Origin of the sequence: Methylibium sp., assembly GCF_013817365.1 — a bacterium.
Lineage (GTDB): Bacteria > Pseudomonadota > Gammaproteobacteria > Burkholderiales > Burkholderiaceae_C > Methylibium.
This window is the reverse complement of record NZ_JACDCU010000601.1, coordinates 1-2,075: the sequence shown is the minus strand read 5'-3', so window position 1 is coordinate 2,075 and position 2,075 is coordinate 1. Positions and strand designations below refer to the sequence as shown.

Sequence of the window (2,075 nt, the reverse complement as noted above, 5' to 3'; positions counted from 1 at the left end):
CTCTTCTGGGCCGTCGGGCGCCCGTCAGCCTGCGCGTCAACCCCGACGTCGATGCGCGCACCCATCCGTACATCTCCACGGGCCTCAAGGACAACAAGTTCGGCATCGCGCATGAGCGCGCCGTCGAGACCTACCGCCGCGCCGCCCGTCTGCCCGGTATCGAGATCGTCGGCATCGATTGCCACATCGGCTCGCAGATCACGGAGATCGGCCCCTATCTCGACGCGCTCGATCGCCTGCTCGATCTGGTGGAAGCGGTGGAGGCCGAGGGCGTGAGCATTCGGCACCTCGACCTCGGCGGCGGTCTGGGCATTCGGTACACCGACGAAACGCCGCCGGCCGCGGATGCGCTGATCGCCGCGCTGCTGGAGCGAATCGACGCGCGCGGCCACGGCCACCGCGCGCTGGTGTTCGAGCCGGGTCGCTCATTGGTCGGAAATGCCGGCGTGCTGCTCGGCGAGGTGCTCTATCTCAAGCCCGGCACAGTGGCACAAGAGGGTCTGACGGGCCCGGGCAAGAATTTTTGCATCGTCGATGTCGCGATGAACGACCTGATGCGCCCTGCCATGTACGGCGCCACGATGGCCATCGTGGCCTGCCAGTCGCGCGACGAGCCGCAGACCGTCTATGACGTGGTCGGCCCGGTGTGCGAATCGGGCGACTGGCTGGGTCGCGACCGTGCACTCGCGGTGCAGCCGGGCGACCGGATCGCGGTGCTGAGCGCCGGTGCCTATGGCATGAGCATGGCCAGCAACTACAACAGCCGACCTCGCGCGGCGGAAGTCATGGTCGATGGCGATTGCGCGACGCTGATCCGTGAGCGCGAAACGCCAGTCGAACTGTTTCGCTGCGAGCACCTGTTGCCAACGTGAGGCGCGCTGCGCTAGATTCGCCCTTCGCTCACCGCATGGCAGGCCACATCGACCCCGCCGATGCTCTGCAACTCCGGCCGCTCGATGCGACAGCGCTCCAGGGCATGCGGGCACCGCGGATGAAAGGCACAGCCGCTCGGCGGCTGCAGTGCATTGCCGGGCTCGCCGAGCACTCGCGCGGGTGTGTGGCCACGCCTGGCGATGTCCGGAATCGCGTCGAGCAGCAGGCGGGTGTAGGGATGGCGCGGCGTGTCGAACAAGGCACGCCGTGATGCCAGCTCGACGATGCGGCCGAGGTACATCACGCCGACCCGGTCGGCGACATGCCGCACCACCGCCAGGTTGTGCGAGATGAAGAGATAGGTCATGCCACGCTCGCGCTGCAGATCCTTCATCAGGTTGAGCACCTGGGCCTGCACCGACACGTCGAGCGCTGAGGTCGGCTCGTCGCAAACCAGGAACTCCGGCTCGCTGGCCAGCGCGCGGGCGATCGAGATGCGCTGGCGCTGGCCGCCCGAGAACTGGTGCGGATAGCGGGCCGCATCGGCGGCGCTCATCCCCACGGCGGCGAGCAGCCCGGCAACCCGCTCGCGTCGCAAGGCCGGCGTGGCAAGCAGCCGGTGCTCGATCAACGGTTCGGCCACGATGTCGTGAACGCTCCAACGCGGATTCAGGCTCGCATACGGGTCCTGAAAAATCATCTGCAAGCGCCTTCGAAACGCTCCGCCGCCGCGGCGGGCCGCCAGCGCAGGCGTGGCCTGCGTGCCGTCGAAATGCACACTGCCGGCGTTCGGCGCATGCAGTCCCACCAGAAGGCGCGCGAGGGTGCTCTTGCCGCAGCCGGACTCGCCCACCAATGCCAGCGTCTCGCCGCGTTCGATGGTGAAGCTGACACCGTCGACCGCCCGCAGAACTTGTCGTGACCGGCCTTCGAGCACGCGCTCGAGCCAGGGCGCAGACACATCGAAGGACTTGACCAGTTCCCGGGCCTCGACCAGCGGCGGCGTCATCCGTGCGCCTTCTGCGAAGCATCGACGACCAGCCAGCACGCTGCGCGCGTTGCGCCCGCCGGCATCAACTCCGGCCGCTCGGCGCGACAGCGCTCGAAAACCTGGGGGCAGCGCGGGTGGAAGGGACAACCGTCCGGATGCGCACCGGGCCGCGGCATGGCGCCATCGATCTGCGCAAGCCGCTCACGCTCAT

At 68.3% G+C, this 2,075-nt stretch carries 3 protein-coding genes; 1 reads left to right on the top strand and 2 read right to left on the bottom strand.

Going from position 1 to position 2,075, the window contains the following annotated elements; translation table 11 throughout:
• Positions 1-872 (top strand): diaminopimelate decarboxylase (gene lysA, locus H0W38_RS21880; protein ID WP_292458200.1); only part of this gene is annotated, 872 nt, incomplete at its 5' end.
• 11 nt (positions 873-883) lie between these two features.
• On the opposite strand, the gene H0W38_RS21875 is transcribed toward lysA, so the two are convergent.
• Positions 884-1,882: an ABC transporter ATP-binding protein gene (locus H0W38_RS21875; RefSeq protein ID WP_292458196.1), complete on the bottom strand. Its 999-nt coding sequence runs from the start codon at positions 1,880-1,882 to the stop codon at positions 884-886.
• The coding region (locus tag H0W38_RS21870; protein ID WP_367162629.1) for an oligopeptide/dipeptide ABC transporter ATP-binding protein at positions 1,879-2,075 on the bottom strand (197 nt) is incomplete at its 5' end. The genes H0W38_RS21870 and H0W38_RS21875, both read right to left, overlap by 4 nt.

Bases quoted from the DNA above. Each gene is read 5' to 3' on its own strand.
- H0W38_RS21875 (WP_292458196.1), bottom strand. From the start codon at position 1,882: ATGACGCCGCCGCTGGTCGAGGCCCGGGAACTGGTCAAGTCCTTCGAT.